This window comes from Mycobacterium tuberculosis complex sp. N0072 (assembly GCF_030323725.1).
GTDB classification, from domain to species: domain Bacteria; phylum Actinomycetota; class Actinomycetes; order Mycobacteriales; family Mycobacteriaceae; genus Mycobacterium; species Mycobacterium tuberculosis.
The window spans coordinates 4,367,599-4,384,537 of record NZ_CP040689.1 but is presented as its reverse complement, the minus strand read 5'-3'; the positions used below and the strand labels follow the sequence as shown (position 1 = coordinate 4,384,537).

Sequence of the window (16,939 nt, the reverse complement as noted above, 5' to 3'; positions counted from 1 at the left end):
GCAGCCATACACTTCGCGTCATGCCCCGATATTTGAGGGGGAACGGCTAACGGCAGTAAAGGAGAAGGGCCCGTGGCAGACACAATTCAGGTAACACCGCAGATGCTGCGCAGCACCGCCAACGATATCCAGGCGAATATGGAGCAAGCCATGGGAATCGCCAAGGGCTACCTAGCCAACCAGGAAAACGTCATGAACCCCGCCACCTGGTCTGGTGCCGGCGTCGTTGCTTCGCATATGACAGCCACCGAGATCACCAATGAATTGAACAAGGTCCTTACCGGGGGCACGCGCCTGGCCGAGGGCCTCGTGCAGGCCGCAGCCCTGATGGAGGGACACGAGGCGGACTCGCAGACAGCGTTTCAGGCGCTGTTCGGCGCTAGCCACGGATCCTGACCCAACTCGTTTCACGCCTCGGAAAGGAATTTCACATGTCAGATCAAATCACGTATAACCCGGGAGCCGTATCCGACTTCGCTTCCGACGTGGGCTCGCGCGCCGGCCAGCTCCACATGATTTACGAAGACACCGCCAGCAAAACAAATGCGCTGCAAGAGTTTTTCGCGGGCCACGGCGCGCAAGGGTTTTTCGACGCCCAGGCGCAGATGCTGTCGGGGCTGCAGGGGCTCATTGAGACGGTGGGTCAGCATGGGACTACCACCGGCCACGTGCTGGACAACGCGATCGGAACCGACCAGGCCATCGCGGGCTTGTTCTAAAGCCGGCCGTGGGCCGAGTGAAGGTGGGGTACATGCGCGGACCGCGCGTCTGCCCCACCTTCTGCTTGCTGCTAGCTGGTTGAGATGAACGTGACATGCTGACGACGACGGTCGATGGCCTGTGGGTACTACAAGCGGTAACCGGGGTGGAACAAACCTGTCCGGAACTGGGATTACGGCCATTGTTGCCGCGGTTGGACACCGCCGAGCGGGCACTTCGCCACCCGGTGGCCGCCGAGTTGATGGCGGTGGGGGCTCTGGACCAGGCCGGTAATGCCGACCCCATGGTCCGTGAATGGCTGACCGTGCTGTTGCGACGCGACCTGGGGTTACTGGTAACGATCGGGGTGCCGGGCGGCGAACCGACGCGCGCGGCCATTTGCCGATTTGCCACCTGGTGGGTGGTCTTGGAACGCCACGGCAACCTGGTGCGGCTCTACCCGGCCGGCACCGCCAGTGACGAGGCCGGGGCCGGCGAACTCGTGGTGGGTCAGGTCGAGCGGTTGTGCGGTGTCGCTGAGGCCGCCCCGCTACGGCCGGTCACCGTCGACGCCGACGAACTACTACACGCCGTACGCGACGCCGGCACCTTGCGGTCGTATCTGCTCAGTCAGCGCCTGGACGTCGACCAGCTACAGATGGTAACCATGGCCGCCGATCCCACACGCTCCGCGCACGCCACCCTGGTGGCGCTGCAGGCAGGCGTCGGGCCGGAAAAGTCGGCGCGCATCCTGGTCGGCGATTCAACGGTGGCCATCGTGGACACTGCCGCCGGGCGCATCTGCGTCGAAAGCGTGACCTCGGGACAGCGACGTTACCAGGTCCTCTCGCCTGGATCGCGCTCTGATATCGGTGGGGCGGTGCAACGGCTCATCCGCCGCTTGCCCGCTGGTGACGAATGGTACTCATACCGGCGTGTGGTGTGAATGACATTGTCTGGCGAATAGCAAACTAATGCACTCAAAGAGCCGCTCACGCGCAGTAAACAAGGAATCTCGAATCATGTTAGCATCGCGGTCGTGACGAACCCGTGGAATGACCCGAATATGTTAGACGACGGCGCGATCGGACGCGGCGATCCGTCGGTGCGGCATCACTTTCGGGATTCGGTATCCGACACCATGCGTATTACCGATCTGGCTGCCCCTAGAAAGATTCCCCCGGGAACCGGTTGGCGGAAATTCGTCTATTCCGTTTCATTTCACAAAATTAATCCAGGTGAATCGCCCCGGGAACGGCACTACCGCAATTTACAGGGACGTATCCGTCGGCATATCCGTCGGCAATATGTCATCACGGTTGTGTCCGGCAAGGGCGGCGTGGGGGTCACCACGATGGCCGCGTGCATCGGCGGCGTGTTTCGGGAATGCCGGCCGGAGAACGTGATTGCGATCGACGCGGTTCCGAGTTTCGGTACCCTGGCCGACCGCATCGACGAGTCGCCGCCGGGGGATTACGCCGCCATTATCAACGACACCGATGTCCAGGGCTACGCAGACATTCGCGAACACCTGGGGCAAAACACGGTCGGGCTCGACGTACTGGCCGGAAATCGGACATCAGACCAGCCCAGGCCGCTCGTCCCGGCGATGTTCTCCGCAGTGTTGTCTCGGCTGCGGCGAACTCATACCGTCATTGTCATCGACACCTCGCCCGACCTAGAGCACGACGTGATGAAGGCAGTGCTGCAGAGCACCGACACCCTGGTGTTCGTCTCGGGAATCACCGCGGACCGGTCCCGGCCGGTGCTGCGGGCGGTGGACTACCTCAGGGCGCAGGGTTATCACGAGCTGGTCTCGCGCAGCACCGTGATCCTCAACCACACCGACAGCATTACCGACAAGGATGCGCTGGCCTACCTGACCGAACGTTTTACCAAGGTCGGTGCAATCGTGGAAGCAATGCCGTTCGATCCGCACCTGGCCAAAGGCGGGATCATTGATACGGTGCATGAATTAAATAAGAAGTCGCGGTTGCGGCTTTTCGAAATCACCGCCGGATTGGCCGACAAATACGTTCCGGATGCCGAACGGGCGGCGCAGTGACTGCGCCGCATAAGGTTGCTTTCCCGGCACGTTGTGCGGTCAACATTTGCTACGACAAGCATCTATGCTCCCAGGTATTCCCCGCCGGAATTCCAGTAGAGGGATTCTTCGAAGGAATGGTGGAGTTGTTCGATGCCGATCTGAAGCGCAAAGGTTTCGACGGGGTTGCGCTGCCGGCGGGTAGCTATGAGCTACACAAGATCAACGGGGTGCGGCTGGACATCAACAAGAGCCTCGACGAGCTGGGCGTTCAAGACGGTGACACGCTGGTGCTAGTACCCCGGGTTGCTGGCGAGTCGTTTGAGCCACAGTACGAATCGCTATCCACCGGGCTGGCGGCCATGGGCAAGTGGCTGGGGCGTGACGGCGGGGATCGGATGTTTGCGCCGGTAACCTCGCTGACTGCCGCCCACACCGCCATGGCGATTATCGCCATGGCGGTCGGAGTGGTGCTGGCCCTGACGTTGCGGACACGCACAATCACCGACAGCCCGGTCCCAGCTGCGATGGCTGGCGGGATTGGTGTGCTCCTGGTGATCGGGGCATTGGTGGTGTGGTGGGGTTGGCGGGAGCGCCGTGACCTGTTCAGTGGGTTCGGGTGGCTGGCGGTGGTGTTGCTTGCCGTGGCCGCCGCGTGCGCGCCGCCGGGCGCGCTCGGGGCGGCTCATGCGCTGATCGGGCTCGTGGTGGTGGTTCTGGGTGCGATCACGATCGGCGTGGCGACCCGCAAGCGGTGGCAGACCGCAGTGGTCACCGCGGTGGTAACGGTGTGCGGGATCCTTGCCGCTGTCGCCGCCGTCCGAATGTTTAGGCCGGTTTCGATGCAGGTGCTGGCGATTTGCGTGCTGGTAGGGCTGCTTGTCCTGATCAGGATGACTCCGACCGTTGCGTTGTGGGTGGCACGGGTACGACCCCCGCACTTCGGATCGATCACCGGCCGGGATCTGTTCGCGCGCCGTGCGGGAATGCCCGTCGATACGGTGGCTCCGGTCAGCGAAGCCGACGCCGACGATGAGGACAATGAACTGACCGACATCACCGCCCGCGGCACCGCGATCGCCGCGTCGGCGCGGCTGGTTAACGCGGTACAGGTGGGTATGTGCGTCGGGGTGTCGCTCGTACTGCCCGCCGCGGTATGGGGGGTGCTGACGCCACGTCAACCGTGGGCCTGGTTGGCGTTGTTGGTTGCCGGCTTGACGGTGGGCCTCTTCATCACCCAGGGCCGCGGGTTCGCCGCCAAATACCAAGCGGTCGCATTGGTGTGCGGGGCGTCCGCCGCGGTGTGTGCCGGGGTGCTTAAGTACGCCCTCGACACCCCGAAAGGTGTTCAGACCGGGCTGCTTTGGCCTGCGATCTTCGTCGCGGCTTTCGCCGCATTGGGTTTGGCCGTGGCCCTCGTGGTACCGGCGACGCGGTTTAGGCCGATCATCCGGTTGACCGTGGAATGGCTAGAAGTGCTGGCCATGATCGCGTTGTTACCAGCGGCTGCGGCCCTAGGGGGGCTGTTTGCATGGCTTCGCCACTAAACCGACCTGGCCTGCGGGCCGCGGCCGCGAGCGCCGCCCTCACCCTCGTTGCTTTGTCAGCTAATGTTCCTGCGGCACAGGCTATCCCACCGCCGTCGGTAGATCCGGCGATGGTGCCTGCAGACGCGCGGCCTGGACCTGATCAGCCCATGCGCCGCTCCAACAGCTGCTCCACACCGATCACCGTAAGAAATCCCGACGTGGCGCAGCTAGCACCGGGCTTCAACCTGGTCAACATCAGCAAGGCGTGGCAGTACAGCACCGGCAACGGTGTGCCCGTGGCAGTCATCGACACCGGCGTCAGTCTCAACCCGCGGCTGCCGGTGGTGCCCGGTGGCGACTACATCATGGGGGAGGACGGCCTATCGGATTGCGACGCGCACGGCACGGTGGTGAGTTCGATCATTGCCGCTGCACCGCTTGGGATTTTACCGATGCCAAGGGCCATGCCGGCCACCGCGGCGTTCCCACCGCCGGCCGGGCCGCCGCCGGTCACCGCCGCGCCGGCGCCGCCGGTAGAAGTCCCGCCCCCGATGCCCCCGCCGCCGCCGGTGACGATCACCCAAACCGTTGCGCCACCGCCACCACCACCCGAGGATGCGGGCGCCATGGCGCCGTCCAATGGACCGCCGGATCCGCAAACCGAAGACGAACCTGCGGTGCCCCCACCCCCGCCGGGCGCCCCGGACGGGGTGGTGGGGGTGGCCCCGCATGCGACCATCATCTCGATTCGGCAGTCCTCGCGGGCCTTCGAGCCGGTCAACCCGTCGTCGGCGGGTCCCAACTCCGATGAGAAAGTCAAAGCGGGCACCCTCGACTCGGTGGCGCGTGCCGTGGTACACGCGGCGAACATGGGGGCGAAAGTGATCAACATTTCGGTGACCGCATGTCTGCCTGCGGCGGCTCCGGGCGACCAGCGGGTGCTGGGCGCCGCGCTGTGGTATGCGGCCACCGTCAAGGATGCGGTGATCGTGGCAGCAGCCGGCAACGACGGGGAGGCCGGCTGCGGCAACAACCCGATGTATGACCCGCTGGACCCGTCAGATCCCCGGGACTGGCATCAGGTCACGGTTGTGTCGTCACCGTCATGGTTCTCTGATTACGTCCTGTCGGTAGGTGCCGTCGATGCCTACGGCGCCGCACTGGACAAGAGCATGTCGGGTCCGTGGGTCGGTGTCGCGGCACCGGGAACCCACATCATGGGTCTATCGCCACAAGGCGGCGGACCGGTCAATGCCTACCCGCCGTCGCGGCCAGGCGAGAAGAATATGCCGTTCTGGGGCACCAGCTTTTCGGCGGCCTACGTCAGCGGCGTCGCGGCACTGGTGCGGGCCAAATTCCCCGAGTTGACTGCCTACCAAGTGATCAACCGGATCGTGCAGTCGGCGCACAATCCGCCTGCGGGCGTGGACAACAAACTGGGGTACGGGCTGGTGGATCCGGTCGCCGCATTGACGTTTAACATCCCATCCGGTGATCGGATGGCCCCGGGTGCACAGAGCCGGGTGATCACGCCCGCCGCGCCACCCCCTCCGCCCGATCACCGGGCGCGCAATATCGCTATCGGGTTCGTCGGCGCAGTGGCCACCGGTGTGCTGGCAATGGCAATCGGGGCTCGGCTACGGAGGGCGCGTTGACGTCCAAGCTGACCGGGTTCAGCCCGCGCAGTGCGAGGCGGGTCGCCGGGGTGTGGACAGTGTTCGTGCTCGCGTCGGCGGGCTGGGCGCTGGGCGGCCAGCTAGGTGCGGTCATGGCTGTCGTGGTCGGCGTCGCCTTGGTGTTCGTACAGTGGTGGGGTCAGCCGGCGTGGTCGTGGGCGGTACTGGGGCTGCGGGGTCGGCGTCCCGTCAAATGGAATGACCCAATTACCTTGGCCAACAACCGATCCGGGGGTGGCGTCCGCGTGCAAGACGGTGTCGCGGTGGTGGCGGTGCAACTTCTCGGCCGAGCGCACCGGGCGACTACGGTCACCGGGTCGGTGACCGTAGAAAGCGACAACGTGATTGACGTCGTTGAGCTCGCGCCGTTGCTGCGCCACCCGCTGGACCTGGAACTCGATTCAATCAGCGTCGTCACCTTCGGCTCGCGAACCGGCACCGTCGGCGATTACCCGCGGGTGTATGACGCGGAGATCGGTACGCCGCCGTATGCCGGGCGGCGCGAAACGTGGCTGATCATGCGGCTTCCGGTGATCGGCAACACCCAAGCTTTACGCTGGCGTACCAGCGTTGGGGCCGCTGCCATTTCGGTCGCCCAACGCGTTGCCAGCTCCCTGCGCTGTCAGGGCTTGCGCGCCAAACTGGCCACCGCAACAGACTTGGCTGAGCTTGATCGCCGGCTGGGGTCGGACGCGGTAGCCGGGAGTGCGCAGCGCTGGAAAGCTATCCGCGGTGAAGCCGGGTGGATGACGACGTATGCGTACCCGGCTGAGGCGATTTCGTCGCGGGTTCTCTCGCAAGCCTGGACGCTGCGTGCCGATGAGGTCATCCAGAACGTAACGGTGTACCCGGACGCGACGTGCACCGCGACCATCACCGTGCGCACACCGACGCCGGCGCCTACCCCGCCCAGTGTGATCTTGCGTCGGCTCAATGGTGAGCAAGCCGCCGCGGCTGCGGCCAACATGTGCGGGCCACGTCCACACCTACGCGGACAGCGGCGCTGCCCGTTGCCGGCGCAGCTAGTCACCGAGATCGGACCGTCGGGGGTGTTGATTGGCAAGCTGAGCAACGGGGACCGGCTGATGATTCCCGTTACCGACGCCGGTGAGCTGTCGCGCGTCTTCGTGGCCGCGGACGACACGATCGCCAAGAGGATCGTGATTCGCGTCGTCGGTGCCGGTGAGCGGGTGTGTGTGCACACTCGCGACCAAGAGCGTTGGGCCAGCGTACGCATGCCGCAGTTGAGCATCGTCGGCACACCACGGCCCGCGCCGCGCACCACTGTCGGCGTCGTGGAGTACGTGCGGCGGCGCAAGAACGGCGATGACGGCAAATCTGAAGGCAGCGGTGTCGATGTCGCGATTTCGCCCACGCCACGGCCAGCCAGTGTCATCACCATTGCCCGACCCGGTACCTCGCTGTCCGAGAGCGATCGGCATGGCTTCGAGGTGACCATCGAACAAATCGATCGGGCAACGGTGAAAGTCGGTGCGGCAGGACAAAACTGGCTGGTTGAGATGGAAATGTTCCGTGCGGAGAACCGCTATGTCAGCCTTGAGCCGGTCACGATGTCGATAGGCCGGTAGAACGTTGCCAACGGAATTTGAGGCACAGAGTGACAGACACACGTTGCAACCGCGGTGACAGCGGCGGCGATGTCGAGAATGGTGGACACGATGGGTGATTTACTCACTGCGCGCCGGCATTTCGATCGGGCGATGACGATCAAGAATGGCCAGGGATGCGTGGCGGCGTTGCCTGAGTTTGTGGCTGCCACCGAGGCCGATCCGTCGATGGCCGACGCGTGGCTGGGTCGTATCGCCTGCGGTGACCGCGATCTGGCCTCGCTTAAGCAGCTCAACGCCCATAGCGAGTGGCTGCACCGCGAGACCACGCGGATCGGCCGGACGTTGGCCGCTGAGGTCCAGCTGGGACCATCCATCGGGATCACGGTGACCGACGCATCTCAGGTGGGGCTGGCGCTGTCGTCGGCGTTGACGATCGCGGGGGAGTATGCGAAGGCCGATGCCCTGTTAGCAAACCGCGAGCTATTGGATTCGTGGCGCAACTACCAGTGGCATCAGCTGGCTCGGGCGTTCCTGATGTACGTCACGCAGCGATGGCCCGACGTGTTGTCGACGGCCGCCGAGGATCTGCCGCCACAGGCGATCGTCATGCCGGCGGTGACCGCGTCGATTTGTGCGCTGGCAGCCCACGCCGCGGCCCATCTCGGGCAGGGGCGAGTGGCCCTGGACTGGCTGGACCGGGTGGACGTGATCGGACACAGCAGGTCATCGGGGCGGTTCGGCGCCGACGTGCTCACCGCGGCGATCGGACCGGCCGATATTCCGCTGCTGGTCGCCGACTTGGCGTATGTGCGGGGGATGGTGTACCGGCAACTGCATGAGGAGGACAAGGCCCAGATCTGGCTGTCGAAGGCCACCATCAACGGGGTGCTCACCGACGCCGCCAAAGAAGCCCTGGCGGACCCGAACCTGCGCTTGATTGTTACCGATGAACGAACCATCGCCAGCCGCTCCGACCGTTGGGATGCTTCGACGGCGAAAAGCCGCGACCAGCTCGATGACGACAATGCAGCGCAGCGGCGCGGCGAGCTGCTAGCCGAGGGCCGGGAACTGCTGGCCAAACAGGTGGGCCTGGCGGCGGTCAAGCAAGCGGTATCGGCGCTGGAAGACCAACTCGAGGTGCGCATGATGCGCCTAGAGCACGGCCTACCGGTGGAGGGGCAGACCAACCACATGTTGCTGGTGGGGCCACCAGGCACAGGTAAGACAACCACCGCTGAAGCGCTCGGCAAGATCTACGCCGGCATGGGGATCGTGCGTCACCCCGAAATTCGAGAAGTTCGCCGATCGGACTTCTGTGGGCACTACATCGGGGAGTCAGGACCCAAGACGAACGAGCTGATCGAAAAGTCACTCGGGCGAATCATTTTCATGGACGAGTTCTACTCGCTGATCGAACGTCATCAAGACGGAACACCGGACATGATCGGCATGGAGGCGGTCAATCAACTCCTGGTTCAATTGGAAACACACCGATTCGACTTCTGTTTCATCGGGGCCGGCTATGAGGATCAGGTGGATGAATTCCTCACCGTGAACCCGGGTTTGGCTGGCCGGTTCAACCGAAAGCTGCGGTTCGAGTCTTATTCGCCGGTGGAGATCGTCGAGATTGGACACCGCTACGCTACACCGCGCGCCAGCCAGCTCGATGACGCCGCACGGGAGGTATTCCTCGACGCGGTCACCACCATCCGTAACTACACCACCCCTAGTGGGCAGCACGGTATCGACGCTATGCAAAACGGTCGGTTCGCCCGCAACGTGATCGAACGCGCCGAAGGGTTCCGGGACACCCGGGTGGTTGCGCAAAAACGTGCGGGCCAACCGGTATCGGTTCAGGATCTGCAGATCATCACCGCCACCGACATCGATGCCGCGATACGCAGCGTGTGCTCAGACAACCGAGACATGGCCGCGATCGTTTGGTAGCAGCCGCATATCGGCTAGTGCGGTAGCAAAACCGTTGAGTCCCGGCGTGGTCCAGGTACAGCGCCTACGCGCCCTGGTCGGCGCGGCGGACCAGCCCAGGCGTGACAGCGTTGTTTGCCCAGCCGTTACGTCTAAAATGCACACAGGTCCGTCAAGTGGCCCAAGGTAGCAACGCAGCTCAATGAATCGCAATGAATCTCAACGAATGGAGTGTTCTGGGAGTGCACCGTATCTTTCTGATCACGGTGGCGCTGGCGTTGCTCACCGCGTCGCCCGCATCGGCCATCACGCCACCGCCGATCGATCCGGGCGCGTTGCCGCCCGACGTGACGGGCCCGGATCAGCCTACCGAACAGCGCGTTTTGTGCGCGTCGCCCACCACGCTGCCGGGGTCCGGGTTCCACGATCCGCCGTGGAGCAACACGTATCTGGGCGTGGCCGATGCCCACAAGTTCGCGACCGGGGCCGGGGTGACGGTGGCGGTGATCGACACCGGTGTCGACGCTTCGCCACGGGTCCCGGCGGAACCTGGCGGCGATTTCGTCGACCAGGCCGGTAACGGCCTGTCTGACTGTGATGCCCATGGGACTCTCACAGCATCCATCATCGCGGGCCGGCCCGCGCCCACCGACGGGTTCGTCGGCGTCGCGCCCGACGCTCGACTGCTCTCGCTACGTCAGACGTCTGAGGCCTTCGAACCGGTCGGCTCACAAGCCAACCCGAATGACCCCAACGCCACCCCGGCCGCCGGTTCCATCCGCAGTCTTGCCCGCGCCGTGGTGCACGCCGCCAACCTCGGCGTGGGTGTGATCAACATCAGTGAAGCCGCCTGCTACAAGGTGAGCAGGCCGATCGATGAAACCTCACTGGGTGCATCCATCGACTATGCGGTCAACGTCAAAGGCGTGGTGGTGGTGGTCGCGGCCGGCAACACCGGTGGCGATTGCGTACAGAATCCGGCGCCGGACCCGTCCACACCCGGCGACCCACGCGGCTGGAACAATGTGCAGACCGTTGTCACCCCGGCGTGGTACGCACCGCTGGTGTTAAGCGTCGGCGGTATCGGCCAGACCGGGATGCCCAGCTCGTTCTCGATGCACGGACCGTGGGTGGACGTGGCCGCGCCCGCAGAAAACATCGTCGCGCTCGGCGACACCGGTGAACCGGTGAATGCGCTGCAAGGCCGGGAGGGGCCGGTACCCATCGCCGGCACCTCGTTTGCCGCGGCATATGTGTCGGGTCTGGCGGCCCTGCTTCGGCAGCGGTTCCCCGACCTGACGCCGGCGCAGATCATCCACCGGATCACCGCCACCGCGAGACACCCCGGGGGCGGGGTCGACGACCTGGTCGGCGCCGGCGTCATCGATGCGGTGGCCGCGCTGACGTGGGACATTCCGCCCGGCCCTGCTTCGGCGCCATACAACGTCAGACGACTTCCACCCCCGGTGGTGGAGCCGGGTCCCGATCGTCGCCCGATTACGGCTGTGGCGTTGGTGGCCGTCGGCCTTACGTTGGCCCTGGGCCTGGGCGCGCTGGCTAGACGGGCGCTGAGCCGCCGATGAGAAATCCTTTAGGGCTGCGGTTCAGCACCGGGCACGCCTTGCTTGCCTCCGCGTTGGCCCCGCCATGCATCATCGCATTCTTGGAGACGCGCTACTGGTGGGCGGGGATTGCGCTGGCCTCGTTGGGCGTCATCGTGGCCACGGTCACTTTCTACGGCCGCCGGATCACCGGCTGGGTGGCGGCGGTGTACGCGTGGTTGCGGCGGCGCCGACGGCCCCCGGATTCCTCGTCAGAACCTGTGGTCGGGGCCACCGTGAAGCCAGGAGATCACGTTGCGGTGCGCTGGCAAGGCGAGTTTCTGGTCGCCGTAATCGAGCTCATTCCCCGACCATTCACGCCGACGGTCATCGTCGACGGGCAAGCCCACACCGACGACATGCTGGACACCGGACTGGTGGAGGAGCTCCTGTCGGTGCACTGTCCCGACTTGGAGGCCGATATCGTCTCAGCCGGCTACCGCGTCGGCAATACCGCAGCGCCGGACGTGGTGAGTCTGTATCAGCAGGTGATCGGGACAGACCCGGCGCCGGCGAACCGCCGGACCTGGATCGTGCTGCGCGCCGACCCGGAACGCACCCGCAAATCGGCGCAGCGCCGCGATGAAGGCGTCGCAGGACTGGCCCGGTATTTGGTGGCGTCCGCGACGCGCATTGCCGATCGACTGGCTAGCCATGGTGTCGACGCGGTGTGTGGCCGCAGCTTCGATGACTACGACCACGCCACCGACATCGGCTTTGTGCGGGAGAAATGGTCGATGATCAAGGGGCGCGATGCCTACACTGCCGCCTACGCGGCGCCCGGAGGTCCGGATGTATGGTGGTCGGCGCGCGCGGACCACACCATCACCAGAGTCCGGGTCGCGCCGGGGATGGCCCCGCAGTCCACGGTGTTGCTGACCACGGCGGACAAGCCCAAGACACCCAGGGGCTTCGCCCGCCTATTTGGCGGGCAGCGGCCCGCGCTGCAAGGCCAGCATCTGGTGGCCAACCGCCACTGCCAGCTGCCGATCGGGTCAGCTGGGGTACTGGTCGGCGAGACGGTGAACCGATGCCCGGTCTACATGCCCTTCGACGATGTCGACATCGCCCTCAACCTGGGTGACGCTCAGACATTCACCCAGTTCGTGGTGCGTGCGGCGGCGGCAGGTGCGATGGTCACAGTCGGGCCACAGTTCGAGGAATTTGCCCGGTTGATCGGCGCACACATCGGGCAGGAGGTAAAGGTGGCGTGGCCGAATGCGACGACCTATCTCGGCCCGCATCCCGGTATTGACCGGGTGATTCTGCGGCACAATGTGATCGGTACCCCGCGGCATCGGCAGCTGCCGATTCGCCGGGTTTCCCCACCCGAGGAAAGCCGCTACCAGATGGCGCTGCCGAAGTAGGGCGATCCGTTCGCGATGCCGGCATGAACGGGCGGCATCAAATTAGTGCAGGAACCTTTCAGTTTAGCGACGATAATGGCTATAGCACTAAGGAGGATGATCCGATATGACGCAGTCGCAGACCGTGACGGTGGATCAGCAAGAGATTTTGAACAGGGCCAACGAGGTGGAGGCCCCGATGGCGGACCCACCGACTGATGTCCCCATCACACCGTGCGAACTCACGGCGGCTAAAAACGCCGCCCAACAGCTGGTATTGTCCGCCGACAACATGCGGGAATACCTGGCGGCCGGTGCCAAAGAGCGGCAGCGTCTGGCGACCTCGCTGCGCAACGCGGCCAAGGCGTATGGCGAGGTTGATGAGGAGGCTGCGACCGCGCTGGACAACGACGGCGAAGGAACTGTGCAGGCAGAATCGGCCGGGGCCGTCGGAGGGGACAGTTCGGCCGAACTAACCGATACGCCGAGGGTGGCCACGGCCGGTGAACCCAACTTCATGGATCTCAAAGAAGCGGCAAGGAAGCTCGAAACGGGCGACCAAGGCGCATCGCTCGCGCACTTTGCGGATGGGTGGAACACTTTCAACCTGACGCTGCAAGGCGACGTCAAGCGGTTCCGGGGGTTTGACAACTGGGAAGGCGATGCGGCTACCGCTTGCGAGGCTTCGCTCGATCAACAACGGCAATGGATACTCCACATGGCCAAATTGAGCGCTGCGATGGCCAAGCAGGCTCAATATGTCGCGCAGCTGCACGTGTGGGCTAGGCGGGAACATCCGACTTATGAAGACATAGTCGGGCTCGAACGGCTTTACGCGGAAAACCCTTCGGCCCGCGACCAAATTCTCCCGGTGTACGCGGAGTATCAGCAGAGGTCGGAGAAGGTGCTGACCGAATACAACAACAAGGCAGCCCTGGAACCGGTAAACCCGCCGAAGCCTCCCCCCGCCATCAAGATCGACCCGCCCCCGCCTCCGCAAGAGCAGGGATTGATCCCTGGCTTCCTGATGCCGCCGTCTGACGGCTCCGGTGTGACTCCCGGTACCGGGATGCCAGCCGCACCGATGGTTCCGCCTACCGGATCGCCGGGTGGTGGCCTCCCGGCTGACACGGCGGCGCAGCTGACGTCGGCTGGGCGGGAAGCCGCAGCGCTGTCGGGCGACGTGGCGGTCAAAGCGGCATCGCTCGGTGGCGGTGGAGGCGGCGGGGTGCCGTCGGCGCCGTTGGGATCCGCGATCGGGGGCGCCGAATCGGTGCGGCCCGCTGGCGCTGGTGACATTGCCGGCTTAGGCCAGGGAAGGGCCGGCGGCGGCGCCGCGCTGGGCGGCGGTGGCATGGGAATGCCGATGGGTGCCGCGCATCAGGGACAAGGGGGCGCCAAGTCCAAGGGTTCTCAGCAGGAAGACGAGGCGCTCTACACCGAGGATCGGGCATGGACCGAGGCCGTCATTGGTAACCGTCGGCGCCAGGACAGTAAGGAGTCGAAGTGAGCATGGACGAATTGGACCCGCATGTCGCCCGGGCGTTGACGCTGGCGGCGCGGTTTCAGTCGGCCCTAGACGGGACGCTCAATCAGATGAACAACGGATCCTTCCGCGCCACCGACGAAGCCGAGACCGTCGAAGTGACGATCAATGGGCACCAGTGGCTCACCGGCCTGCGCATCGAAGATGGTTTGCTGAAGAAGCTGGGTGCCGAGGCGGTGGCTCAGCGGGTCAACGAGGCGCTGCACAATGCGCAGGCCGCGGCGTCCGCGTATAACGACGCGGCGGGCGAGCAGCTGACCGCTGCGTTATCGGCCATGTCCCGCGCGATGAACGAAGGAATGGCCTAAGCCCATTGTTGCGGTGGTAGCGACTACGCACCGAATGAGCGCCGCAATGCGGTCATTCAGCGCGCCCGACACGGCGTGAGTACGCATTGTCAATGTTTTGACATGGATCGGCCGGGTTCGGAGGGCGCCATAGTCCTGGTCGCCAATATTGCCGCAGCTAGCTGGTCTTAGGTTCGGTTACGCTGGTTAATTATGACGTCCGTTACCACCGAGCGCCCCGTGCGACAGCGCGGCCAGCGCAAGCGAGGTGACCACCCGGCTGATCGCCCAAGCGGTGCATCATGCGCGCGGATTCAACGGGTTACTGCGAATACCGGCGCGGGGTGGATCCAGCGGCCGAGCCGGCGTGAAATGCCGGAGGCCAACCGGACGGTGATCCGCGAGGCGATCTGGCGGTTTGGGGAGGGCAGTAGGGGATGAGTATTACCAGGCCGACGGGCAGCTATGCCAGACAGATGCTGGATCCGGGCGGCTGGGTGGAAGCCGATGAAGACACTTTCTATGACCGGGCCCAGGAATATAGCCAGGTTTTGCAAAGGGTCACCGATGTATTGGACACCTGCCGCCAGCAGAAAGGCCACGTCTTCGAAGGCGGCCTATGGTCCGGCGGCGCCGCCAATGCTGCCAACGGCGCCCTGGGTGCAAACATCAATCAATTGATGACGCTGCAGGATTATCTCGCCACGGTGATTACCTGGCACAGGCATATTGCCGGGTTGATTGAGCAAGCTAAATCCGATATCGGCAATAATGTGGATGGCGCTCAACGGGAGATCGATATCCTGGAGAATGACCCTAGCCTGGATGCTGATGAGCGCCATACCGCCATCAATTCATTGGTCACGGCGACGCATGGGGCCAATGTCAGTCTGGTCGCCGAGACCGCTGAGCGGGTGCTGGAATCCAAGAATTGGAAACCTCCGAAGAACGCACTCGAGGATTTGCTTCAGCAGAAGTCGCCGCCACCCCCAGACGTGCCTACCCTGGTCGTGCCATCCCCGGGCACACCGGGCACACCGGGCACACCGGGAACCCCGATCACGCCGGGAACCCCGATCACCCCGGGAACCCCGATCACGCCGGGAACCCCGATCACCCCGGGAACCCCAATCACACCCATCCCGGGAGCGCCGGTAACTCCGATCACACCAACGCCCGGCACTCCCGTCACGCCGGTGACCCCGGGCAAGCCGGTCACCCCGGTGACCCCGGTCAAACCGGGCACACCAGGCGAGCCAACCCCGATCACGCCGGTCACCCCCCCGGTCGCCCCGGCCACACCGGCAACCCCGGCCACGCCCGTTACCCCAGCTCCCGCTCCACACCCGCAGCCGGCTCCGGCACCGGCGCCATCGCCTGGGCCCCAGCCGGTTACACCGGCCACTCCCGGTCCGTCTGGTCCAGCAACACCGGGCACCCCAGGGGGCGAGCCGGCGCCGCACGTCAAACCCGCGGCGTTGGCGGAGCAACCTGGTGTGCCGGGCCAGCATGCGGGCGGGGGGACGCAGTCGGGGCCTGCCCATGCGGACGAATCCGCCGCGTCGGTGACGCCGGCTGCGGCGTCCGGTGTCCCGGGCGCACGGGCGGCGGCCGCCGCGCCGAGCGGTACCGCCGTGGGAGCGGGCGCGCGTTCGAGCGTGGGTACGGCCGCGGCCTCGGGCGCGGGGTCGCATGCTGCCACTGGGCGGGCGCCGGTGGCTACCTCGGACAAGGCGGCGGCACCGAGCACGCGGGCGGCCTCGGCGCGGACGGCACCTCCTGCCCGCCCGCCGTCGACCGATCACATCGACAAACCCGATCGCAGCGAGTCTGCAGATGACGGTACGCCGGTGTCGATGATCCCGGTGTCGGCGGCTCGGGCGGCACGCGACGCCGCCACTGCAGCTGCCAGCGCCCGCCAGCGTGGCCGCGGTGATGCGCTGCGGTTGGCGCGACGCATCGCGGCGGCGCTCAACGCGTCCGACAACAACGCGGGCGACTACGGGTTCTTCTGGATCACCGCGGTGACCACCGACGGTTCCATCGTCGTGGCCAACAGCTATGGGCTGGCCTACATACCCGACGGGATGGAATTGCCGAATAAGGTGTACTTGGCCAGCGCGGATCACGCAATCCCGGTTGACGAACTTGCACGCTGTGCCACCTACCCGGTTTTGGCCGTGCAAGCCTGGGCGGCTTTCCACGACATGACGCTGCGGGCGGTGATCGGTACCGCGGAGCAGTTGGCCAGTTCGGATCCCGGTGTGGCCAAGATTGTGCTGGAGCCAGATGACATTCCGGAGAGCGGCAAAATGACGAGCCGGTCGCGGCTGGAGGTCGTCGACCCCTCGGCGGCGGCTCAGCTGGCCGACACTACCGATCAGCGTTTGCTCGACTTGTTGCCGCCGGCGCCGGTGGATGTCAATCCACCGGGCGATGAGCGGCACATGCTGTGGTTCGAGCTGATGAAGCCCATGACCAGCACCGCTACTGGCCGCGAGGCCGCTCATCTGCGGGCGTTCCGGGCCTACGCTGCCCACTCACAGGAGATTGCCCTGCACCAAGCGCACACTGCGACTGACGCGGCCGTCCAGCGTGTGGCCGTCGCGGACTGGCTGTACTGGCAATACGTCACCGGGTTGCTCGACCGGGCCCTGGCCGCCGCATCCTGACGAGGCCAGGACAGCAACAGGCGCTGCGTGCGAGACGGAGCC

At 65.2% G+C, this 16,939-nt stretch carries 13 protein-coding genes; all 13 read left to right on the top strand.

The features are described 5' to 3' along the window. Nucleotides 1–72: 72 nt before the first annotated feature. The 13 genes from FF952_RS20490 (at nucleotide 73) to espK (ending at nucleotide 16,897) form a co-directional block, all read left to right on the top strand. Nucleotides 73–396 carry a WXG100 family type VII secretion target gene (locus FF952_RS20490; protein ID WP_003400035.1) on the top strand — a complete coding sequence of 108 codons (324 nt, stop codon included), beginning with the start codon at nucleotides 73–75 and terminating at the stop codon, nucleotides 394–396. Between the two features lie 35 nt (nucleotides 397–431). Beyond that, the gene (locus FF952_RS20485; protein ID WP_003899750.1) at nucleotides 432–719 is read left to right on the top strand and encodes a WXG100 family type VII secretion target; all 288 of its coding nucleotides are present in this window, start codon (nucleotides 432–434) and stop codon (nucleotides 717–719) included. A 95-nt stretch (nucleotides 720–814) separates the two neighbouring features. Beyond that, nucleotides 815–1,645, top strand: coding sequence for a type VII secretion system ESX-2 associated protein EspG2 (gene espG2, locus FF952_RS20480; protein WP_003400028.1), 831 nt, complete (start codon nucleotides 815–817; stop codon nucleotides 1,643–1,645). Between the two features lie 93 nt (nucleotides 1,646–1,738). Beyond that, nucleotides 1,739–2,764 (top strand): MinD/ParA family ATP-binding protein, encoded by a 1,026-nt coding sequence (locus tag FF952_RS20475; protein ID WP_003899748.1) that lies wholly within the window; start codon nucleotides 1,739–1,741, stop codon nucleotides 2,762–2,764. Then, nucleotides 2,761–4,290: a type VII secretion system ESX-2 subunit EccD2 gene (gene eccD2 / locus FF952_RS20470; RefSeq protein WP_003900775.1), complete on the top strand. Its 1,530-nt coding sequence runs from the start codon at nucleotides 2,761–2,763 to the stop codon at nucleotides 4,288–4,290. Before FF952_RS20475 ends, eccD2 begins: the two co-directional genes overlap by 4 nt. After that, nucleotides 4,275–5,927: a type VII secretion system ESX-2 serine protease mycosin MycP2 gene (mycP2, locus tag FF952_RS20465; RefSeq protein WP_003905189.1), complete on the top strand. Its 1,653-nt coding sequence runs from the start codon at nucleotides 4,275–4,277 to the stop codon at nucleotides 5,925–5,927. The genes eccD2 and mycP2 overlap by 16 nt, the downstream gene beginning before the upstream one ends. Beyond that, the gene (gene eccE2, locus FF952_RS20460) at nucleotides 5,924–7,537 is read left to right on the top strand and encodes a type VII secretion system ESX-2 subunit EccE2 (RefSeq protein ID WP_003902572.1); all 1,614 of its coding nucleotides are present in this window, start codon (nucleotides 5,924–5,926) and stop codon (nucleotides 7,535–7,537) included. The genes mycP2 and eccE2 overlap by 4 nt, the downstream gene beginning before the upstream one ends. A gap of 69 nt (nucleotides 7,538–7,606) precedes the next feature. Next, complete coding sequence (gene eccA2 / locus FF952_RS20455; protein WP_003400005.1) at nucleotides 7,607–9,466, top strand: type VII secretion system ESX-2 AAA family ATPase EccA2; 1,860 nt, start codon at nucleotides 7,607–7,609, stop codon at nucleotides 9,464–9,466. Nucleotides 9,467–9,687: 221 nt separating this feature from the next. Further along, the gene (gene mycP1 / locus FF952_RS20450) at nucleotides 9,688–11,028 is read left to right on the top strand and encodes a type VII secretion system ESX-1 serine protease mycosin MycP1 (RefSeq protein WP_003400004.1); all 1,341 of its coding nucleotides are present in this window, start codon (nucleotides 9,688–9,690) and stop codon (nucleotides 11,026–11,028) included. After that, nucleotides 11,025–12,413 (top strand): type VII secretion system ESX-1 subunit EccE1, encoded by a 1,389-nt coding sequence (gene eccE1, locus FF952_RS20445; protein ID WP_003400000.1) that lies wholly within the window; start codon nucleotides 11,025–11,027, stop codon nucleotides 12,411–12,413. The genes mycP1 and eccE1 overlap by 4 nt, the downstream gene beginning before the upstream one ends. A gap of 106 nt (nucleotides 12,414–12,519) precedes the next feature. After that, a complete protein-coding gene (gene espB, locus FF952_RS20440) occupies nucleotides 12,520–13,902 on the top strand; it encodes a type VII secretion system ESX-1 target EspB (RefSeq protein WP_003399995.1) in 1,383 nt (460 codons plus the stop codon). Further along, the gene (gene espL / locus FF952_RS20435) at nucleotides 13,899–14,246 is read left to right on the top strand and encodes a type VII secretion system ESX-1 associated protein EspL (protein ID WP_003399988.1); all 348 of its coding nucleotides are present in this window, start codon (nucleotides 13,899–13,901) and stop codon (nucleotides 14,244–14,246) included. The genes espB and espL overlap by 4 nt, the downstream gene beginning before the upstream one ends. A 416-nt stretch (nucleotides 14,247–14,662) precedes the next feature. Next, a complete protein-coding gene (gene espK / locus FF952_RS20430) occupies nucleotides 14,663–16,897 on the top strand; it encodes an EspK C-terminal domain-containing protein (RefSeq protein WP_244736094.1) in 2,235 nt (744 codons plus the stop codon). The last annotated feature ends 42 nt before the right edge of the window (nucleotides 16,898–16,939 follow it).